The 19,309-nt window shown below is 70.2% G+C and carries 18 protein-coding genes; 8 read left to right on the top strand and 10 right to left on the bottom strand.

The window, feature by feature from the left end:
* Positions 1–118: 118 nt before the first annotated feature.
* The 5 genes from GA0115234_RS30250 to GA0115234_RS30230 all read right to left on the bottom strand — a co-directional run bounded on the left by GA0115234_RS30250 (position 119) and on the right by GA0115234_RS30230 (position 7,221).
* On the bottom strand, positions 119–2,977 hold the full coding sequence (locus GA0115234_RS30250) for an ABC transporter permease (protein WP_093548021.1): 2,859 nt from the start codon (positions 2,975–2,977) through the stop codon (positions 119–121).
* Positions 2,974–3,759, bottom strand: coding sequence for an ABC transporter ATP-binding protein (locus GA0115234_RS30245; protein ID WP_093548019.1), 786 nt, complete (start codon positions 3,757–3,759; stop codon positions 2,974–2,976). The genes GA0115234_RS30250 and GA0115234_RS30245 overlap by 4 nt, the downstream gene beginning before the upstream one ends.
* Before the next feature lie 122 nt (positions 3,760–3,881).
* Complete coding sequence (locus tag GA0115234_RS30240; protein ID WP_093548017.1) at positions 3,882–4,496, bottom strand: PadR family transcriptional regulator; 615 nt, start codon at positions 4,494–4,496, stop codon at positions 3,882–3,884.
* Positions 4,497–4,578: 82 nt separating this feature from the next.
* Positions 4,579–5,076 carry a hypothetical protein gene (locus GA0115234_RS30235; RefSeq protein ID WP_237541837.1) on the bottom strand — a complete coding sequence of 166 codons (498 nt, stop codon included), beginning with the start codon at positions 5,074–5,076 and terminating at the stop codon, positions 4,579–4,581.
* A 510-nt stretch (positions 5,077–5,586) separates the two neighbouring features.
* The gene (locus tag GA0115234_RS30230; RefSeq protein WP_093548015.1) at positions 5,587–7,221 is read right to left on the bottom strand and encodes a protein kinase domain-containing protein; all 1,635 of its coding nucleotides are present in this window, start codon (positions 7,219–7,221) and stop codon (positions 5,587–5,589) included.
* Positions 7,222–7,515: 294 nt separating this feature from the next.
* On the opposite strand from GA0115234_RS30230, the gene GA0115234_RS30225 reads away from it, so the two are divergent.
* Entirely contained in the window at positions 7,516–9,147 is a 1,632-nt protein-coding gene (locus tag GA0115234_RS30225) for a protein kinase domain-containing protein (RefSeq protein WP_093548013.1), read from the top strand.
* Between the two features lie 97 nt (positions 9,148–9,244).
* Here the strand turns inward: GA0115234_RS30225 and GA0115234_RS30220 are convergent, their stop codons facing one another.
* From GA0115234_RS30220 to GA0115234_RS30210, 3 genes are all read right to left on the bottom strand, one after another.
* Positions 9,245–10,318 (bottom strand): phosphotransferase, encoded by a 1,074-nt coding sequence (locus GA0115234_RS30220; RefSeq protein ID WP_093548336.1) that lies wholly within the window; start codon positions 10,316–10,318, stop codon positions 9,245–9,247.
* Between the two features lie 192 nt (positions 10,319–10,510).
* A complete protein-coding gene (locus GA0115234_RS30215; RefSeq protein WP_093548011.1) occupies positions 10,511–10,951 on the bottom strand; it encodes a pyridoxamine 5'-phosphate oxidase family protein in 441 nt (146 codons plus the stop codon).
* Positions 10,952–11,092: 141 nt separating this feature from the next.
* Complete coding sequence (locus GA0115234_RS30210; RefSeq protein WP_093548009.1) at positions 11,093–11,752, bottom strand: response regulator; 660 nt, start codon at positions 11,750–11,752, stop codon at positions 11,093–11,095.
* A gap of 338 nt (positions 11,753–12,090) precedes the next feature.
* On the opposite strand from GA0115234_RS30210, the gene pdhA reads away from it, so the two are divergent.
* The 3 genes from pdhA to GA0115234_RS30195 are packed head-to-tail and all read left to right on the top strand — an operon-like array spanning position 12,091 to position 15,681.
* Positions 12,091–13,272: a pyruvate dehydrogenase (acetyl-transferring) E1 component subunit alpha gene (pdhA, locus tag GA0115234_RS30205; RefSeq protein ID WP_093548007.1), complete on the top strand. Its 1,182-nt coding sequence runs from the start codon at positions 12,091–12,093 to the stop codon at positions 13,270–13,272.
* A 2-nt stretch (positions 13,273–13,274) separates the two neighbouring features.
* On the top strand, positions 13,275–14,255 hold the full coding sequence (locus tag GA0115234_RS30200; protein ID WP_093548005.1) for an alpha-ketoacid dehydrogenase subunit beta: 981 nt from the start codon (positions 13,275–13,277) through the stop codon (positions 14,253–14,255).
* 10 nt (positions 14,256–14,265) lie between these two features.
* Positions 14,266–15,681: a dihydrolipoamide acetyltransferase family protein gene (locus GA0115234_RS30195; RefSeq protein ID WP_093548003.1), complete on the top strand. Its 1,416-nt coding sequence runs from the start codon at positions 14,266–14,268 to the stop codon at positions 15,679–15,681.
* On the opposite strand, the gene GA0115234_RS30190 is transcribed toward GA0115234_RS30195, so the two are convergent.
* Positions 15,668–16,159: an ATP-binding protein gene (locus GA0115234_RS30190; RefSeq protein WP_093548001.1), complete on the bottom strand. Its 492-nt coding sequence runs from the start codon at positions 16,157–16,159 to the stop codon at positions 15,668–15,670. The two genes, GA0115234_RS30195 and GA0115234_RS30190, sit on opposite strands and share 14 nt — an antisense overlap.
* A gap of 227 nt (positions 16,160–16,386) precedes the next feature.
* Here GA0115234_RS30190 and GA0115234_RS30185 point away from each other — a divergent pair, with 227 nt between their 5' ends.
* Both GA0115234_RS30185 and GA0115234_RS30180 read left to right on the top strand, forming a co-directional pair.
* A complete protein-coding gene (locus GA0115234_RS30185; protein WP_093547999.1) occupies positions 16,387–17,265 on the top strand; it encodes a helix-turn-helix domain-containing protein in 879 nt (292 codons plus the stop codon).
* 2 nt (positions 17,266–17,267) lie between these two features.
* Positions 17,268–17,450 carry a DUF397 domain-containing protein gene (locus GA0115234_RS30180; RefSeq protein ID WP_093547997.1) on the top strand — a complete coding sequence of 61 codons (183 nt, stop codon included), beginning with the start codon at positions 17,268–17,270 and terminating at the stop codon, positions 17,448–17,450.
* A 79-nt stretch (positions 17,451–17,529) separates the two neighbouring features.
* Here GA0115234_RS30180 and GA0115234_RS30175 read toward each other — a convergent pair whose 3' ends face one another.
* Positions 17,530–17,922 carry an SgcJ/EcaC family oxidoreductase gene (locus tag GA0115234_RS30175; RefSeq protein ID WP_093547995.1) on the bottom strand — a complete coding sequence of 131 codons (393 nt, stop codon included), beginning with the start codon at positions 17,920–17,922 and terminating at the stop codon, positions 17,530–17,532.
* Positions 17,923–18,092: 170 nt separating this feature from the next.
* Here GA0115234_RS30175 and GA0115234_RS30170 point away from each other — a divergent pair, with 170 nt between their 5' ends.
* On the top strand, positions 18,093–18,689 hold the full coding sequence (locus GA0115234_RS30170) for a hypothetical protein (RefSeq protein WP_093547993.1): 597 nt from the start codon (positions 18,093–18,095) through the stop codon (positions 18,687–18,689).
* Between the two features lie 127 nt (positions 18,690–18,816).
* The gene (locus GA0115234_RS30165) at positions 18,817–19,251 is read left to right on the top strand and encodes a VOC family protein (protein ID WP_093547991.1); all 435 of its coding nucleotides are present in this window, start codon (positions 18,817–18,819) and stop codon (positions 19,249–19,251) included.
* The last annotated feature ends 58 nt before the right edge of the window (positions 19,252–19,309 follow it).

The raw sequence follows: 19,309 nt of genomic DNA, 5'->3' as shown, positions 1-19,309 counted from the left end.
CCCGCAAACGGTTGATCCACCGTTCACGGGGGCACCGAGTCGGCCGGTCAGCCCACCGGCCGCGCCGGCCGTACTGGCCGTATCACCGGCATCACCGGCCGTATCTCCGGCATCGCCGTCACCCGGCCCTCCGCGCCAGCGCGAGGCGGGAGCGGGTGAGCGCCGTCGCCAGCAGACCGGCCAGCAGCGGGACGCCCACGACGAGCAGGCCGATGGTGACCCACGGCAGCACGATCGGTGTGTACGCCGACTCCGTGGGGTCCATCCGCATCGTCTGCAGCGCCTTGCGCAGATCGACCAGCCGCAGCGCCACCGCCGGCACCAGCCCCGACAGCGTCCCGAGCACCACGCCGGTCAACGCCACCACCACGCACTGGAAGCCGGACAGCTTCCGTCGTACGCCCGGGGGCGCGCCCACCGCGCTGAGCGTGTTGAGGTCGGCCTCCGCGTCCGCCTTGGCCAGGCCCGTCGTGATCGCGGCGGCGCCCAGCGTCACCATCCCGGCGAACAGCGTGAGGATCATCAGCATGCTGTTGTCGGTCTCGGCGGGACCGTTCTCGGACTCCACCCAGACGTTGCTGCCGACCTGCGCCATCGCGGCGTACGCCGCCTGGTTCTCGGCATCCGTCGGCGGGTGGGCGACGGTGTACACGCTTCCGGCGGCCTCGGTGTGCAGGCCGAGCCGTTCCGCGGTCCTCTGCGGCATGATCATGTTGATCCCGGGGGTGGCCGCGTACTTCGCGGGGGCCACGTACACCTTCAGCTTGTCCGTGGTGGTCCGTGCCTTGCCCTGGTGGCGTGCCCAGTTCTTCTTGTCCTTCTTGCTGTACGCGTGGGTCGCCTTGAGGGTGATCTCGCCGTTCTCCGCGAACGCCTCGTTGAGCAGCACCGGTGTGCCCGCCGCCAGTGCCTTGGCGGCGGCGGGGTCGTCGAGCTTCACGTAGGTGCTGAGCATGGCCGCGTCCGCCACGACGATGTTGGTCGCATTGGTGCCGAAGAGCCCGGTCGACATGGTGCCGGTGAGACAGGCGGGGGACTGGAGCAGTTTCTTGTGCTCGTCGGCGGAGAGCCGTGCGGCGAGTTCCTTGGCTCCCTTGCCGGTGAGCGGGCAGGTGTGGGCCTTGCCGGTGGGCTTGACCAGTTCGATCGAGCCGCAGTCGTTCTCCGCGTCGCCGTAGCGGTTGCAGTCGCTGCCCGCCCAGACCCGCCGGTAGTCGGCGGGCGGACTGGTGACGGACATGTTCCGCTCGACGGCGGCCCGTGCCTGCGGGAGCCGCCCGGCGGCCTCGGCTTCGGCGGAGGACGCGGAGGAGAGGACGACGGTGCCCTCCGTCATCGAGGGGGTGTAGTCGAATTCGGCCTCGGCCCCGGTGCTGGACATGTACGTGGCGATGGCCACCGAGCCCGCGACGGCCGCCATCACGGCCGCGACCGCCGGAGCCGTACGACCGCGGTTGCGGGCCGCGTCGCGCAGCGCCATCCGGGGCGAGAGCGGGAGCCTGCGCCCGAGCCGGCCGAGGAAGCCGACGATCACCGGGATGCAGGCGAGGAGCCCGAGCTCGGCGACCACCGAGCCGCCGGAGACCAGCGTCGAATTGCCGGAGGTGCCGCCGTACACGGCGACGCCGGTACCGATGACCAGTACGCAGGCGCCCACGATCGGCAGCACCCGGGAGGAGCGGCGGACGCCGCGACGGCCGGTGAGCGATTCGAGTACGGACTGCCGGCTGGCCACGAGCGCCGGGGCGAACGCCGCCAGGAGACCGGTGATCAGGCCGACCACCGCGATGGCCAGCAGCTCCGTCGGCCTCAGGGCGAGGGAGACGAAGCGGTGTCCGGCCCACTCCTCGATCGTCGTGCGGAACACGGTGGTGAGCCCGAGTCCGACCACCACACCGGTCACCGCCCCGATCCCGCCGAGCACGAGACCGCCGCCGAGCACCACGGCCCGGACATGGCGCCGGTCCCCGCCGCAGGTGCCGAGGAGGCCGAGCTGACGGCGGGAGCGGCGCGCACCGACCGCGAAGGCCGGACCGGCGAGCAGCACGATCTCCAGTACCGCCAGGGCGGTCACGGTGACGAGCGCCGTGCTCAGCTCCGTGGGGCTGCTGGGGATCGGGCTGTAGCCCTTCCTGGCCAGCAGCGGGACCTCGGAGTCCGGCGGCGGGTCGAGCACGACCTGACGGGACGTGACGATGATGCCCGACTTGTTGGCCCGCATGACGTCCGGCCAGGTCACCCCTGCCCCTTCGGGGCCCTTGACCAGCCATTCCGCAGGCTGGGTGTTCGGGGGCGTCACCTTCTTGTCGTGCTCCGACTTGGCCTTCCACGGGGCGATGACCGCTCCGGGATCGGCGAACAGCGCCTCGGTCTTCAGCGCGTCCGGCTGCTCGACCACACCGGTGATCCGGTACTTCTCGCCGGAGTTGCGCACGGTGGTGGTCGATCCGATGTCCAGCCCGGTCGACTTCAGGAACGGCTCGGTGGCGGCCATCTCGTTCATGCCGTGCGGGTAGGCGCCGCGCACGAGCTCGACCATGCCGCGGGCCAGCGGATCCGACGTGCGGATCTCGCGGATGTCGGTGCCGGTGATGCCGTACTTGGTGGTGACGCTCGCCGGGGCCGACTGGAGACTGATCGCCCGCGACCCCTTGGGGAACGTGGTGCTGATGTCGATCTCCGGGGCGTCCTCGTCCAGCGGCGCGTTCTCGTCGACCTGGCTGTACATCTGCGCGTTGGGCAGCTGCTCGATGGGGCCGCTGCGCCGATCGCTGAAGAGGGCGTCGGAGGACCCCATGGAGGCCGTCAGCTTCTCGGTCGCGGTCGGTGTCACGCTGCGGTAGGTCACGTCGAGGGCGGTGACCCCGAGCACGGGTACGGCGATCATCGCGACGACGAGTGCGCTGCGGCCCTTGGACCGCATCGCGTCGCGCCGGGCCATCCGGAGGGCGGCGCGCCAGCCGGTGAGAACGCTCACTTGGCGGCCTCGGAGGTGAGGAGCGAGTCGGCGTCGGAGTGGTCGGTGAGCGTCTGGTCGACGATCGAACCGTCCCGCAGGAACACGACCCGGTCCGCCCAGGCCGCGTAGCGCGGCTCGTGCGTCACCATCACTCCGGCCGCGCCCTGGTCGCAGCGGCTGCGCAGCAGCGCGAGCACCTTCTCGCCGGTCTCGGAGTCGAGTGCCCCGGTCGGTTCGTCGGCGAGCACCAGGCGCCGGTCCCCCACCAGCGCACGGGCGATCGCGACACGCTGCTGCTGGCCGCCGGACATCTCGTCCGGGAACCGGTCGGCGATCTCCAGGAGCCCCATCTCCTCCAGTGCCGCCCGCGCCTCCTTGCGGGCCTTGCGGACGGAGACGCCGTCGAGCTCGCGCGGCAGGGCGATGTTCTCGGCTGCGGTGAGGGCGGGGATCAGGTTGTAGTCCTGGAAGACGTAGCCGACGCTGCGGCGGCGCAGGGCGGCGATGCCCTTCTGGCCGAGTCCGGCGATGTCCTGGCCCTCGATGATGACCTGGCCGCCGGTCGCGGTGTCGAGGCCGCCCGCGATCGTCAGCAGGGTGGACTTGCCGGAGCCGGACGGACCCATCACGGCGACGAGTTCACCGGCGTGCACGGAGAGGTTGACGCCGCGCAGGGCGTGCACCTCGGCGATGCCGGAGCCGTGGGTACGGGTGAGTGCCCGGAGTTCGAGCACCGGTCCGCCGGCCGGTATCGGAGGGTCGGCCGGCGCCGCGGATCGGGACGGGACGTGCGAGGACATGATGGGTGGTTCCCCCTTGGTGGAACGGGTGTGGAGTGGCGGGCCCGCGGCCTGTGGTGTGGTCTGTGGGGTGCCGCGGGTGCGGCCCGTGGTCTGCGGAGGCTCGTGGCCTGCGGGGTGCGTCAGCGTCGGCTGTGCGCGCGGGCGATGCGGGACGCGGCGCGGCCGACCGTAGGGGTCTCGGGCTCCGGATCCGTGGCGGCGGCCTCGGCGAGGCGGACCAGCCGGGTCTCGCAGTGGTCCAGCCAGCGTGCCTCGGCCTCCGCCTGGAATATCAGCTGCTCCAGTACGAGCAGCCAGGCGACCTCGTCGCGGTTGGCCGGGACGTCGCTGAGCGACTGGGCCTTGAGCCGGGTGTAGTCCTGCATCGCCTTCACGGTGTGGTGGCGCTGGGACTGGATGACGGCACGGATGTCGACCCCGGGGGCGCCGACCGCCATGGCGAGCTTGATGGCCAGCTCGTCGCGGGGCGGGTTGCTGCGGTCGACGGGCGTCTCGAACCAGCTCCGCAGCTCGGTGTGCCCGGCGTCGGTGATCGCGTAGAGGGCGTGCCCCTGGTCGTCCTCGGCGTCCTGGACGACCAGTCCGTCGCGCTCCAGCCGGCTGAGCGTCGTGTACACCTGGCCGACGTTGAGCGGCCAGGTGGAGCCGGTGCGTGATTCGAATTCGGTACGGAGCTGGGAGCCGTATCTGGGCCCCCGTTCCAGAAGGGCCAGGAGCCCATGGCGGATCGACATACTCAGTATGTATACCGAGTATGTTGTTCGACGCAAGTCTCCTCCGGGGTGCGTGGGCGCTGGTGAGGGGCCTGGCTGCGGCTCAGTCCGACCGGCGCATACGGAGTGCCAGGAAGCCCAGCCCCAGTCCGATCAGCGTGATGCCCGCGCCCAGCGACAGCTGTTTCACCTGCTGCACGGCCGGTGCGCTCAGGGCCTGCGGCGAGAGCGGGCCGCCTCCGGGGGGCGCGCTCGCCACGGGGGTCGCGGCGGGCAACGGCTCCGGATCGGTCGCGGCGGAGGGCGGGGCCGGCTGCTGGAGCGTACTGTCCGCCTGCGCGAGCTCCTGCGGCGAGAGCTGTCGTCCGGGCCGCAGTCGCCCCTCCCCGGCCTCCCGCCCGGCCAGCGTGGGCTGCGCCTCGGGCTGCGGCGGCACCCCGTCCGATCCGGAGACGGGACCGGAAGCGGTGCCCGAAGCGGAGCTGGACGCGGGGTCGGGCGGCGAGGCCGGATCGGAGATCGCGGGGGAGCCGGAGGTGCGCGGCGGGCCCGGAGGCGCGGGTGCGGCCGGTCCGCCGACCGGGGGATCGGCTGTCGGCACGGCCGAGGGAGTGGCCGAAGGGGTGACCGGCCCCTCGATCGGTCCCTCGACCGACGGATCGACACCGGAGGCACGAGAGGTCCTGGAGGTACGAGAGGTGTTCGCGGCACCAGAGGGACTGGAGGCACCAGAGGCATCGGAAGCACCAGGAGCACCGGAGCCGGCACCAACACCGGAAGGACGAGCGGAGGCCCCGTCCGGGGTGTGCCCGGACGACGCCACCGGAGCGCTGAACAGCCCCACCGGGCGGCCGGTCGGGCGCTGACCGGCCTGCGCCTCGCCCGCCGCAGCCGCCAGCGCCGCACTCGCCGTCAGTACCAGGCAGGCCACGCACCTCGTGGGCCGTGAGGGGAGAAGTCCTGAAGCCATGGGCTCAGCGTCACATGTGACGATATGTCCGGCATCTCGGATGTACGCCGATCCGGGGCACGGCCCTCACCGTGCCGTCTTCCATGCTCATGCCCACGCCCACGGCTCACCCATGGACGGCGGAACGGGACGAGCCCCGGCTCAGGCCGGGTCGCCCGTCGCGACGCGCAGTTCGAAGTGGGCGCCGGTCTTGTCCACGGCGGTGCCGGACGACGGGAACTGGTCGATGACCTGGTCCTCCGCGTACGCGTTCCCCGGGACCTTGATCTTCTTGACGGTCCAGCCGGCCGCGTCCGCGCACGCCTTCGCGGAGAGGTAGTCCTTGTACAGGAACTTCGGCGCGTCGACCTTCTCCGGGTCGTCGCTGTCCTCCATGGCGTCCGTGCAGTCCTCGGTCTTCATCGTCCGGTTCCGCTCCGGATCCTTGTGCTCGCTCGCGGCCGGGGACTCGTTCGCGGTCGTGCCGCCCTTGTCGTCGTCCTTCAGCGAGAGCACCGTGATCAGCCCGCCGATCGCTATCAGCGCGACCACGATCGAGCCCACGATCACCGGCATGTTCCGCTTCGAGCCGCCGCCCCCACCCGAGCCGGAGTGCGACTGCGTCTGGGTCTGCGGCGAGAGCGCGTAGGGCGGCGGGGTCTGGTGCGGCACCGGGGCCTGGCTCTGGTACGCCGGGGCCGACTGCGGGTAGCCGTACGAAGGCGCGGGGGCCGGGGTCGCCGGGCCGTACGGGCCCGACTGGTACGGGCCCGGCTGGTACGGCGTCTGGACGCTCTGGGGCATCCCGCCGGACTGGTCGACCGGCGGGAAGACCGCCGAGCCGACGCCCGAGCCGCTGTTCGTCGGGGCGCCGCCGCCCGCGATGATCACCGGTGCGCCGGTGGACCCGCTCGCGGCCAGCACGCGGGCGATCTCGTCCTGCATCGCCGCCGCGCTCGGGAAGCGTTCGTTCGGGTTCTTCTTCAGTGCGCGGGCGACCAGCGCGTCCATCGCCGGGGTGACCGACCGGTTGATGGTGGAGGGCGCGACCGGCTCCTCCTGGACGTGCGCGTACGCGATGGCCAGCGGGGAGTCCGCGTCGAAGGGGATCCGCCCGGTCAGCAGCTGGAACAGCATGATGCCGACCGAGTACAGGTCGGAGCGGGCGTCCACGCCGCGGCCCAGGGCCTGCTCGGGGGAGAGGTACTGCGGGGTGCCGACGACCATGCCGGTCTGCGTCATCGACGTGACGCCCGACTGCATGGCGCGGGCGATGCCGAAGTCCATGACCTTCACGACACCGCGCTTGGTCATCATCACGTTGCCGGGCTTGATGTCGCGGTGGACCAGGCCCATCTCGTGGCTGGTGTCCAGCGCGGCCAGCACGTCGGACGTCACCTTCAGCGCCCGGTCGGCCGGCATCGCGCCGTAGCTCTGGATGTCCGCCTGGAGCACGGAGCCGAGCGGCTGCCCCTCCACGTACTCCATGACGATGTACGGCATCAGCGCGCCGCCGAGCTCGTCCTCGCCGGTGTCGAAGACCGAGACGATGTTGGTGTGCTGCAATTTGGCCACGGCCTGCGCCTCGCGGCGGAAGCGCTCGCGGAAGGACTGCTCGCGGCCCAGCTCGGTGTGGAGTGTCTTGATTGCGACTTGACGATCAAGAGCGGTGTCGTACGCCAGGTATACGGATGCCATCCCGCCCTCGCCGAGCAGGTCGCGAAGCTGGTAGCGCCCGCCGGCGACCGAACCGCCCGCGTAGCGACCCTGTGCGCCGTGTGCGCCGTCCTGGCTCATGACTAGCTTCCCCCTCGGCGCGCGACTCACGCGATGATCCCTGTGACGCGCCAAGTCTGCCCGAGGGGTACGACACGTCAAGCCAGGTGCCCGTTCCGTGACCGTACGCACAAGAAGCGTCTCGGAAGCGTTACAGGAACCGCATGAAATTTGCCTGGACGGCGCGCCGGGCGGTCGGATGACCGGTCCCTCTCGGAAACGGGGTGTCCGACAGAGGCTGTAGCGTGGCGTGGCAATGCAGCTAGACACCGTGAGGACCCGCGGACGCGCGGACAGATACGACGGCGAGGACTGATGGCACCCGATTCCGAAGCAAACGGCGGCGGAGTTTCGGATGGCACCGACTCCTGGGGCATCGGCGGTGTCGTCGGTGACGGACGTTACCGGATGACCCACCGCCTCGGCAGAGGCGGCATGGCCGAGGTGTTCGCGGCCGAGGACGTCAGGCTCGGACGCACGGTCGCCGTGAAGCTCCTGCGCTCCGATCTCGCCGAGGACCCGGTCTCCAAGGCCCGGTTCACGCGCGAGGCACAGTCGGTCGCCGGACTCAACCACCACGCGATCGTCGCCGTGTACGACTCCGGCGAGGACGTCGTGGGCGGGGCGACCGTCCCCTACATCGTGATGGAGCTGGTCGAGGGCCGCACCATCCGTGATCTGCTGATCAGCGCCGAGCCCCCGCCGCCCGAGCAGGCGCTGATCATCGTCTCCGGCGTGCTCGAAGCACTCGCGTACTCGCACCAGCACGGCATCGTGCACCGCGACATCAAGCCAGCCAATGTGATCATCACCAATTCCGGTGCCGTCAAGGTGATGGACTTCGGCATCGCCCGTGCGCTGCACGGCGCGCAGTCGACGATGACCCAGACCGGCATGGTCATGGGCACGCCGCAGTACCTCTCCCCCGAGCAGGCGCTGGGCAAGGCCGTCGACCACCGATCCGACCTCTACGCCACCGGCTGCCTGCTCTACGAACTCCTGGCGCTGCGGCCTCCGTTCACCGGCGAGACCCCGCTGTCGGTGGTGTATCAGCACGTCCAGGACATTCCGGTCCCGCCGTCCGAGGTCCTGGGCGCGGTGCCGCCGGAGCTGGACGGGCTGGTCATGCGCTCGCTCGCGAAGGACCCGGACGACCGGTTCCAGAGCGCCGAGGAGATGCGCGGCCTGGTCCAGTACAGCCTTCAGATGCTCCAGGTCCAGGGCGGCCACACGGGTACGTGGAACACCGGCCCGGTCACGATGCACGAGGGCGGGCACACCTCGGCCATGGGCATGGCCGGGAGCACGATGGCGATGGGGCACCCGCACCACGGGGACACCTCGCAGGGCCCGATCCTGCCGCCGATGAACCCCGACGACGGCGGTTACGAAGGCGGGCACCAGGGCGGTGGCGGCCGCGGCAAGCTGTTGCTGTTCGTCGTGCTCGCGCTGATCGCGATCGGGGCGGGCGTCGCCATCGCGGTCAGCGCCGCGAACGACACCGGCTCGACCCACGAGAAGAAGCCCGACAAGACCTCCAGTTCGCCGTCCCCGAAGAAGAGCTCGTCCGGGCCGAAGGACGAGGAGAGCGAGGACACCCAGACACCGGAGAACTCCACCGGCAACCAGCAGGACACGACGCCGAGGCGGAGCTACTCCCCGTCGACCACCCCGAGCCAGCCCTCCGTACCACCGTCGAAGGAACCGTCCTCCCCGGCCAACGGCAGCACGGGCACGGACACCGGCGGCACCACGGACACCGGCGGCACCGGTACGGACGGCGGCAGCACGGGCACGGACACCGGCGGCACCACGGACACCGGCGGCACCGGTACGGAGGGCGGCAGCACGGGCACGGAGGGCGGCAGCACGGGGACCGAGGGCGGCAGCGGCGCCACCACCGGTACATCCGCGGCGGCCGGGCCCGGTACGGGCACCACGCCCTGACCTGACCGACGGCCGACGACCGGGCCACCGACCCGGCGACGACCGGGCCACCGACCCGGCGACGACCGGGCCACCGGCCCGGCCGTCCATGGGCCGGTCACCCCGTGAACGCTTCGCACACCGCCTCGTACTCGCGCGTCCACCAGACCGCCAGGGCCGACACCGCAGGGAACTGCGGGTCGGCCCTCCGGTCGTCCAGGCAGTACCGCCACCGCAGTATCCAGAAGTCGTTGAGCCGCTCCCACCACACCCGGTGCACCGCGGCCGCCAGCTCCGCCGCGCTCGCCCCGGCCGCCCGCCGGTAGGCCCGCGCGTACGCCCGGACCTTCTCCAGCTCCAGCTTCCCGGCCGGCAGTACGAAGAAGATCGCCGCGGCCCGTACCGCCTCCTCCGCCCGCGGCTGGACCCCCAGCCGGTCCCAGTCGAGGATCGCGACCGGGTCGTCGCCCCGGTACAGGACGTTCAGCGGGTGGAAGTCGCCGTGCACCCAGCCGGTGGCCGGGGCGCCGGGGGTGGGCGGCCTGCGGTCGGCGTGCCGTTCCAGCAGGGTGCGCCGCTCCAGGAGGCGGTGCTCGGCCAACTCGTCGAAGGCGTCCCGGGAATGGCGTCGGCGCGCGACCGCCAGCAGGTCGTCGATCAGCGCGAAGGTGTCGGCGGGGTCGGGGCTCCGGTGCCCGACGGACTCGACGGACCCGACGGACCCGACAGATCCACCGGACTCGACGGCCCGGACGGATCCACCGGATCCGACAGATCCACCGGTCCGCTGCACGAGCCCCGTGCCCGCCCCCATGACCAGCTCCAGCCCGGTGTGCACGGCCCCGAGCAGCGCCCCGAGCCGCTCCGACTGGTCGGTGCTGAGCTGGGCGCCCGCCCGGTGCAGCCCGTCCACCCACGGGTGCAGGGCGTAGCACCGGCCGCCGATCTCGGTGACCGTGTCGCCCTCGGTGTCCTGGACGGGCGGGGCGACGGGCACGCCCAGCGACTGGAGCCGCTGGGTGGCGCGGTGCTGGCGGACGATCGTGGCGCGGTCGCCGGTGGAGTCGTCGAGGTGGTGCTTGAGGAAGTAGGAGCCGCGGGTGGTGGAGACGCGGTAGCCGTGGTTGAGCAGGCCCTTGGTGATGGGCTTGCAGCTGAGGGGCTCACCGGCGTCCGGATAGCGGCGCAGCACCTCGTTCACCGGGGGCACGGGCGGCCGTGGCACGTACGGGAGTGGCGACCGGGCCACCCGGGACACGGACGGGAGCGGCAGCCGGTCCACCGGGGACACGGGCGGAGCGGGCAGGTTCGGGAACAACACCTCACCGGCCGACGGAGCGGGCGGAAGGGTGACAAATGAGCGCGGCACTCACCAGATGTTAGATCACGCTGTGTTGATGATCGATTGACTTGCGTTGAAGTCCAGAGTGTGCACAGAGACGAAGTGCGGTTCGAGCCTGAGGTACGCCGGGTCGAAGCGCTCCCCGTTCACCCGGGCGGGACCGTCGCCGAAGAGTGCGCGCTGGCCGGGCGCCGGGTGCACGATCTGGGCGGTGCCGGTGAACTGCACGGCCCACAGCTCGTCGCCCTCCGGGCCGGAGCCCCCCGGGCCGGCGGTGTCGAAGTTGTCCGCGCCGTACGCCACGACCGTTCCGTCACAGGCGGTGTGGTAGCCGAACCCGCTGTGCATCCGCAGGACCACGCGGCCGTCGATCACGACATGGCGGGCCACCGACAGAAACGGGAGGGCGCGCATGCTCGTCGCCAGCCGGCCGTAGCGGACACGAGCGAGCAGTTCGATCGCCTGGAGTTCCTCGGAGGACATGGCCTCCACTCTCCGCCACCGGGGAGGGGGCGGAAAGAGGCCGCGGCCCCGGTTGGTCCGGGACCAAAGTCCCGAAGATCACCGAGCGCACGGCCCCTTCGGTCCCGCCCCGCGTCGCCCCGGCCGCCCGGGGCGAGATGCTCAGCGCTTCTCCGCCTGGAGCCTGGCCACGTACGCGGCGGCCTGCGAACGCCGCTCCATGCCCAGCTTGGAGAGCAGGCTGGAGACGTAGTTCTTGATCGTCTTCTCGGCGAGGTGCAGTCGTTCGCCGATCACCCGGTTCGTCAGCCCCTCGCCGATCAGGTCGAGGATCTTGCGTTCCTGTTCGGTGAGATTGGCGAGCTTGTCCTCGCCCCGGCCTTTCTTCCCGTCGCGCAGCCGCTCCAGCACCCGGGCGGTCGCCACCGGGTCCAGCAGCGACTTCCCGGCCGCCACGTCACGTACCGCGCTCAGCAGTTCGTTGCCCCGGATCGCCTTCAGTACATATCCCGACGCACCCGCCATGATCGCGTCGAAGAGCGCCTCGTCGTCGGCGTACGAGGTGAGCATCAGGCAATTGATGTTCTCGTCCTGGGAGCGGATCTCCCGGCAGACCTCCACCCCGCTCCCGTCCGGCAGCCGTACGTCGAGCACCGCCACATCGGGCCGGGTCGCGGGGATACGGACCAGCGCGTCCGCCGCCGTCCCGGCCTCGCCTACGACCTCGATGTCGTCCTCGGACGAGAGCAGTTCATGGACTCCGCGTCGGACGACTTCGTGGTCGTCCAGCAGAAAAACGGTGATTTTTCCTTGTTCGCGCACAAAACGCAGTCTCACACACTCGCCTCTTCCCTGCCGCCGAACGGCGGGATAACGTGCCGTTGTTCCGGCGGCCCGCAAGGCTGTTGCCAGTGCTGTGACCAGCGAGAGTTCCCGAATTTTTCGATTTACTTGGAAATCCAAGCAAAATCGCAGGTCAGATAGGGTTTCGCAGTTATGCGGCGTACTGGGTAACGTGCTTTTGGCAGGGCTCGCCGGGGCACCTGTCACGCCTGTTCCCGGACCGAGCGGCACCCACCCCGTGCACGGGTACGGACCCAGGCGAGCCGCACTGGTTTCCCGGCAGACCCCGGGGGCCGGACCGACGGAGGAGCACGCACGTGACCGTGGAGAGCACTGCCGCGCGCAAGCCGCGACGCAGCAGCAAGCGGACCAGCGCCGTGAAAACGACCGCGAAGACGTCCGCGAAGACGCCACAGAGTTCCGAGCCCGAGCTCGTACAGCTGCTGACGCCCGAGGGCGAGCGCGTGGAGCATCCGGACTATTCGATCGACCTGACCGCGGACGAGCTGCGCGGTCTGTACCGGGACATGGTCCTGACCCGCCGCTTCGACGCCGAGGCGACCGCCCTCCAGCGCCAGGGCGAGCTGGGTCTGTGGGCCTCGCTGCTCGGCCAGGAGGCCGCCCAGATCGGCTCCGGCCGGGCCCTGCGCGACGACGACTACGTCTTCCCGACCTACCGGGAGCACGGCGTCGCCTGGTGCCGGGGGGTCGACCCGACCAATCTGCTCGGGATGTTCCGCGGCGTGAACCACGGTGGCTGGGACCCGAACAGCAACAACTTCCACCTGTACACGATCGTCATCGGCTCGCAGACCCTGCACGCCACCGGTTACGCCATGGGCGTCGCCAAGGACGGCGCGGACTCGGCCGTGATCGCGTACTTCGGCGACGGCGCCTCCAGCCAGGGCGACGTGGCCGAGTCCTTCACCTTCTCCGCGGTCTACAACGCCCCGGTCGTCTTCTTCTGCCAGAACAACCAGTGGGCGATCTCCGAGCCGACCGAGAAGCAGACCCGCGTCCCGCTCTACCAGCGCGCGCAGGGCTTCGGCTTCCCGGGCGTCCGGGTCGACGGCAACGACGTACTGGCCTGCCTGGCCGTCACCAAGTCGGCGCTGGAGCGGGCCCGCCGGGGTGAGGGGCCCACCCTCGTCGAGGCGTTCACCTACCGGATGGGCGCGCACACCACCTCCGACGACCCGACGAAGTACCGGGCCGACGAGGAGCGGGCCTCCTGGGAGGCCAAGGACCCGATCCTGCGGCTGCGCGCGTACCTGGAGAAGGAGGGCGCCGCCGACGAGGCGTTCTTCACCGCGCTGGACGAGGAGAGCGAGGCGCTCGGCAAGCGGGTGCGCGAGGCGGTACGGGCGATGCCCGACCCCGACCCGATCGCGATCTTCGACAACGTCTACGCCGACGGGAACCCGCTCGTCGACGAGGAGCGCGCCCAGTTCGCCGCCTACCAGGCATCGTTCGCAGACACCGCCGAGGAGAGCAAGTAGCCATGGCCATGGAAAAGATGTCCATTGCGAAGGCTCTCAACGAGTCGCTGCGCAAGGCCCTCGACACCGACCCCAAGGTCCTCATCATGGGTGAGGACGTCGGCAAGCTCGGCGGGGTCTTCCGGATCACCGACGGGCTCCAGAAGGACTTCGGCGAGGACCGGGTGATCGACACCCCGCTCGCCGAGTCCGGCATTGTCGGCACGGCGATCGGCCTGGCCCTGCGCGGCTACCGGCCGGTCGTGGAGATCCAGTTCGACGGATTCGTCTTCCCCGCGTACGACCAGATCGTCACGCAGCTCGCCAAGATGCACGCCCGCGCGCTCGGCAAGATCAAGCTGCCGGTCGTCATCCGGATCCCGTACGGCGGCGGCATCGGCGCCGTCGAGCACCACAGCGAGTCGCCGGAGGCGCTGTTCGCGCACGTCGCGGGGTTGAAGGTGGTCTCGCCGTCGAATGCGAGCGACGCCTACTGGATGATGCAGCAGGCCGTCCAGAGCGACGACCCGATCATCTTCTTCGAGCCGAAGCGCCGCTACTGGGACAAGGGCGAGGTCGAGACCGACTCCATCCCCGGCCCCCTGCACAAGGCCTCGGTGGCCCGCACCGGCACCGACCTCACGCTCGCCGCGTACGGCCCGATGGTGAAGGTCTGCCTGGAAGCGGCCGCGGCCGCCCAGGAGGAGGGCAAGTCGATCGAGGTCCTGGACCTGCGCTCGATGTCCCCGATCGACTTCGACGCCATCCAGACCTCGGTCGAGAAGACCGGCCGGCTCGTGGTGGTCCATGAGGCGCCGGTGTTCTACGGCTCCGGGGCCGAGATCGCCGCTCGCATCACGGAGCGCTGCTTCTACCACCTGGAAGCACCGGTGCTGCGGGTCGGCGGCTACCACGCCCCGTACCCGCCGGCGCGTCTTGAGGACGAGTACCTGCCGGGTCTCGACCGTGTGCTCGACGCCGTCGACCGCTCGCTGGCGTACTGAGGACGGGGACGTGACAACGATGACCGACACTTCCAACGCGGCCCGCTTCCGCGAGTTCAAGATGCCCGACGTGGGCGAGGGCCTGACCGAGGCCGAGATCCTCAAGTGGTACGTCCAGGCCGGTGACACGGTCACCGACGGCCAGGTCGTGTGCGAGGTCGAGACGGCGAAGGCGGCCGTGGAGCTGCCGATCCCGTTCGACGGGGTGGTGCACGAGCTGCGCTTCCCCGAGGGCACGACCGTCGACGTCGGCCAGGTGATCATCGCGGTGGACGTGGCCCCGGGCAGCGGTGACGCGGCCCCGGCGGCTGAATCCGCCCCGGTTGCCCGGCCCGAGCCGGAGCCCGAGGCTCCGAAGGGCCGCCAGCCGGTCCTGGTCGGCTACGGAGTCTCCGAGAGCTCGACCAAGCGACGGGCCCGCAAGGGTGCGGCCACTGCCGTACCGGCCGCCGCGGCGGCGATCCAGGGCGAGATGAACGGCCACACCACCGTGGTCCCGGAGAGCCGGCCGCTGGCCAAGCCGCCGGTCCGCAAGCTGGCCAAGGACCTGGGCATCGACCTGGCGACGGTCGTCCCGACCGGCGAGGGCGGGATCATCACCCGCGAGGACGTCCACGCGGCGGCCACGCCCGTACCGGCACAGGCCCCGGCGCCGACCGCCGCTCCGGTGGCGGCCGAGACCGCTTTCGAGGCCCCGGCCCCGGCCGTCGTCACCACGGTGGGCGCCCGCGAGACCCGCATCCCGGTCAAGGGTGTACGGAAGGCCATCGCCCAGGCGATGGTCGGCAGCGCCTTCACGGCTCCGCACGTCACCGAGTTCGTCACCGTCGACGTGACGCGCACGATGAAGCTGGTCGCGGAGCTCAAGGAGGACAAGGACATGGCGGGGGTGCGGGTCAACCCGCTCCTGATCATCGCCAAGGCCCTCCTGGTCGCGATCAAGCGGAACCCGGAGGTCAACGCCGCCTGGGACGAGGCGAACCAGGAGATCGTCCAGAAGCACTACGTGAACCTGGGCATCGCCGCAGCGACCCCGCGCGGTCTGATCGTGCCGAACATCAAGGACGCGCACGAGCAGACGCTCCCGCAACTCGCCGCGTCCCTGGGCGAGCTGGTCTCCACCGCCCGCGAGGGCAAGACCTCCCCCGCCGCGATGGCGGGCGGCACGGTGACCATCACCAACGTCGGTGTCTTCGGCGTCGACACGGGCACGCCCATCCTGAACCCGGGCGAGTCCGCGATCCTCGCGGTCGGTGCGATCAAGCTCCAACCGTGGGTCCACAAGGGCAAGGTGAAGCCCCGTCAGGTCACCACGCTGGCCCTGTCGTTCGACCACCGCCTGGTCGACGGCGAGCTCGGCTCCAAGGTCCTGGCGGACGTCGCCGCGATCCTGGAACAGCCGAAGCGCCTGATCACCTGGGCGTAGCTGTACGAGATGGGCCCGCGCGAACTTCGCGCGGGCCCATCGGCATGTCCGGCCCCTGCCGCAGGGCGAGTTCGGCGAACACGGTCTTCCCGACGGTGCGCGGCTCGATGCCCCAGCGGTCCGCGATCCGCGCGACGATCAGGAGCCCCCGCCCGTAGCACTCGTCGCCCGCGGCCTCGCGCAGACCGGGCAGCCGCTCGCCGCGCGGGTCACTGACCGCGATGCGGAGCGTGGTCGCGGTGAGCGTGAGGTGAACGCGGAAGAGCCGCCCCCGGATGGCGCCGTGCAGTAACGCGTTGGTCGCCAACTCGCTGACCAGCAAGGCCGCGTCGCCGGCCAGCCCCGGATACCCCCACTCCCGTACGAGCCGCGCGGTACGGCGCCGGGAGAAGGTGACGCTGCGGGCGGTCGGCGTGAAGTTGAGTCTGTCCTCGCGGAGAACGGGTTCGGGGACGGAGATCTGTTCGGCTGCGGTCATGGGCGCGTGCCTCCGTGGGTGCGGGCGGTGGCGATGCCGCGCCTGCGGGGCGCCATTTCTGGGCGCGGGGCAGGGCGGTGCACTTCCGCCGACTGATTCCGCTGTGCGAGCGGCTGTGAGCCGAACGTAGCGACTCCCTGAAGCTGGAGGCAAGTGAAACGGAGCCAATTGTCTCCAACGAGCTACAGCAGTCGACCGTCTGCATTGCGGGAGGCCACACTGGGGCGGTGAATCGAGCGACTCGGCAAGGCAATCGATCGTCAACTGTCCTGGGACGCAGGCTCGGCAGCGAGTTGCTGCGCCTGCGAGACGCGTCGGGGAAGACGCAGCAGCAGGCTGCTCAGGTCATCAGCGCGACCAACTCCAAGATCGTGAAGATGGAGCAGGGATGGGTTCCGATGAGGGATCCGGACATCCGTGCCCTCTGCGAGTTCTACGGTCTCGATGACGCGCAGCTCGTCGACCGCCTGCTGGAGGTGGCCCGGATGGATCGGGAGCGCCGCAAGGCGAAGGGCTGGTGGAACCAGTACCCGGAACTCCGTTCACTGGTCGAGTACGTTGCGCTCGAAGACATCGCCAAGGGAGTCAGGACCTGGCAAGGGGCGTTCGTACCGGGCCTGCTCCAGACGCCGGACTATGCGAGGGCGCTCGCTGTCGGCAACGCGGACTGGGACGACCCCGACGAGATCGAGCGGTTCGTCGAAGCGAAGATCGCACGCCAAACACGCCTCGCGGACGGCAGTCCTCTGGCGCTGTGGGCGATCGTCGCGGAAGGAGCGCTTCGGCAATTGGTCGGTGGCCGCGACGTGATGCTCGCTCAACTGGAACGGCTGGCGGAGGCTGCCGCCGAGCCAAATGTCACAGTGCAGGTTGTCCCCTTCCTTGCGGGCTCGCACCCCGGCATGACCAGCGCTTTTAGCATCGTGTCGTTTGCCGAACCCGGTGCTATGGACGTGGTCTACATGGACACCACGTCGTCTACTCTGTGGCTTGAGAGCGAGTCGGATGCCGCGCGTCACAACGTCACGTTCGGTCGAATCGCCAGAAGCGGACTCGCTCCCCGCGATTCCATCGCTCTGATAGGGCGTATTCGCAAGGAGTTGTAGTCGTGCCACACTTCGAGTTCGTCAAGTCCAGCTACAGCAGCGGCAATGGCGAGTGCGTCGAAGTCGCCCGCAACATCCCTCGTACCGTCGCCGTCCGCGACTCCAAGCGCCCCGACGGCCCGCTTCTCGTGCTCGCTCCCGCCGCGTGGGACAGCTTCGCGGCGGGCCTGCGCCGGCAACCATAAGCGTGGCGGCGGAACGGCGAGGGCGAGGAGGGTTCCTGCGACATCCTCCGCGCCGTCGCCGTCCGTGACTCCGAGATGTCTATCCGGCCCACACTGCCGTGTTCTGGCAGGCGTGCAGCAGCCACCTTCCGTCATCCTGCTTCGTCATGACGTAGAGCGGAGCGCCTTCCGTCTCGCCCTCCGGTGAGTGGTAGACCTGCCGGACCTTCACGGCCGCCACGTCGGGCCGCAGGAATTGCGTGTGCACTGCCTCGTAGGTGATCTCGCCCTCCCAGTTGGCCGCCGGCAGCACGGTGCGGGTGAACTCGGCGATCGCGTCGAAGCCGATCAGGACCTTGCCGTGGCCGGTCGTCCAGAGGGCGTCGGGATGGAAGAGCGCGAGGAAGCCCTCGACGTCCTTGGCACGCTGGGCGCGCTCGACGGTGGCGACGACCTGTTCGATGGCTTTGATGTCTGCGGTTTCGGTGTTCATGCAGAATACTCTGAGATCTCAAGCGGACTTGAGGTCAAGGCCGGCCGCAGGATCGCCCCAGAACCTCATCAGCGCGGTACGGCGGCCCCTCTCGCCCTGGGGCCGGCCTCTTGTCGGAGGCCGTTGTTACGTTGACGCGAGGATCTCGCTTCGACCTCTGGAGAGGGCGCATGTACGACGAACGGCTCGCCGGGTTTTCCCGGGAGCGGCTGGACGGCCGTCCGATACCCGGCGATCTGCGTGTGCTGCTGGTGGCGCAGTGGGAAGGCCGCACCGACTTCACCCACCTTCTCGGCCTCGAATTCTTCGAGGCGGGAGAGGTGCACCCGCTCCTGGACACCAGCTATCTGAGCGAAGAGGAACTCGCGGACCCGGAGATGCAGGCCGTCAACGCCGCAGCCGCGGAGATGGCCAAGTACGTCAAACTCGTGGCGAAGGGCGGAAAGGGGTGGATCGGCTACTGGCTGCACCCCGACGAACCTGGGGATCGTGCCTGGCACCCCATGGAGCTGGACACCGAGTTCTCCTTCTGGAGCCTGGTCGGTCTGACCCTGACCGAGGGGGTCGCCGCCGAGCGGGCTAGCTACCAGGACGAGCCCGACGAGCGAATCGCGTTCACACAACTGGCCGCCGAACTCGCCGAGCTCGGCCTGCCGCTGAGCACCCAGGACTACGACGCCCTCGATGACACCGAGCACGCGGTGAACCCGGAGAAACTCATGGAGGAGCTGATCGAAGCCGAACGCGAGAAGCGCGGTCTTCGCTGAGCGGGGGAGAAGCCGGCGCCCCGGGCGGGCGAGCGTCGAGGTGTCGTAAGTGTCCAGAAGAGCGATCGGAATGCCGGGCTCAATAAAGGGGAACTGGTGTCCGGAGGCCCGCTGTTAGGGTGGCCGAATGGCATCGCTGAGGAAGATCCAGATCACCTTCGACTGCGCGGACCCGGAGCGCGTCGCCCGTTTCTGGTGCGAGGTGCTGGGATACGTCGCGCCGCCGGTACCGGAGGGGTTCGACTCCTGGGACGCCTATAACGACTCGCTGCCGCCCGAGGAGCGGGGTGCGTGGTTCGCGTGCTCCGATCCCACGGGTGAGGGCCCGCGCCTGTACTTCCAGCGGGTTCCCGAAGGCAAGGTCGCCAAGAACAGGGTGCACGTCGACGTGCGGGCCGGTACCGGGCTCGTGGGTGCGGAGCGGCTGGCCGTGCTGGAGGCCGAACGCGATCGGCTGGTGGCGCTCGGCGCGGTGTGCACGAAGGTGCTGTATGCCGACGAGGAAAACGAGTCGTGCATCAACATGCAGGACATCGAGGGCAACGAGTTCTGCCTCGACTGAGCATCCTCCGGCACAGAAAGAGGGGGCCCGCATGGCGCGGGCCCCCTCTTCGCGTGCG

The organism is Streptomyces sp. DvalAA-43, from assembly GCF_900091725.1.
Lineage (GTDB): Bacteria > Actinomycetota > Actinomycetes > Streptomycetales > Streptomycetaceae > Streptomyces > Streptomyces pulveraceus.
The sequence above is the reverse complement of the archived record's forward strand: the minus strand, read 5'-3'. Positions and strand labels throughout refer to the sequence as shown.